This window comes from Oleiphilus sp. HI0067 (assembly GCF_001635735.1).
The window spans coordinates 1-833 of sequence record NZ_LWFI01000653.1 but is presented as its reverse complement, the minus strand read 5'-3'; the positions used below and the strand labels follow the sequence as shown (position 1 = coordinate 833).

The 833-nt window shown below is 39.0% G+C and carries 1 protein-coding gene; it reads right to left on the bottom strand.

What is annotated here, in order from left to right:
- Positions 1–149 precede the first annotated feature (149 nt).
- A complete protein-coding gene (locus A3739_RS07205; protein ID WP_068473950.1) occupies positions 150–368 on the bottom strand; it encodes a hypothetical protein in 219 nt (72 codons plus the stop codon).
- Between the last annotated feature and the right edge of the window lie 465 nt (positions 369–833).

Below are 833 nucleotides of genomic sequence, written 5' to 3'. Positions count from 1 at the left end.
GGGTTAATCTTTGACTGCCAAGTTGCCCAGATATAAATGATTGCTATCAAAGGAATTAGTGCATAAAAGATTCTTTCGAGTTTCTTAATCATAGTGGACCATAACGCTTGCAGCAGCGGAGAGCGTAGCGAATCCGTTGGCTGCACTTGTTAAATGTTGGTGCTAAAGTACACATTATATTCGCTTACACCATCTTTTATGGTGTTGACCAAGTCATCTGTATCTCTACGAAATAAGAAGTCAGTACCAGGCTTTTCTATTAGAACTGTTTTCTTGTTTATGGAGCGTTCACCATCCCACTTGACGAATGCAAATACTCCATCTTCTTGAATCTGATCTAATTTAGATAAAAGTTCCTCTAATTCCATAGTTTATCCATAAAGACATTTAACAGTTAATTCTACGTACCCGATACGGGTATCACTTTTCAATTAGGTTAACACCTTCGGAACGATCAATTCATTAATAATCATAGACTTATGAGACTTCCGTTTTTTCAAATTGCGCACACTCTTTAGCAAATGCGTATTGAATACGCATTTGCTAATTCATTACCCCTTTAAAATCAGAGCTTTGTAAGAATAAGCAGTGATACCCGCCCCTCGTGCGGTTATCACAGGNGACCTGTAGATATAATTTGAACCAACACAACTCGACCTCTCGAAGNAGGTGCGGTCAAAGCGTTAAGGTCTGCAATCTTCTTCGAAGCGGGCATCGTGAACTGCGAAGCACTAACAGCTGCTTCTGTCTATTTGCGAATGGAAAACCAATGTCCGCTTTTCATTCATTTGAGAACAAATAGGCGGCATATATCTCTTAGTTAAAAAGATTAA

What these genes read in the sequence shown, in the direction of transcription:
- A3739_RS07205 (WP_068473950.1), bottom strand. Translation starts at nt 368, where the DNA reads ATGGAATTAGAGGAACTTTTATCTAAATTAGATCAGATTCAAGAAGAT.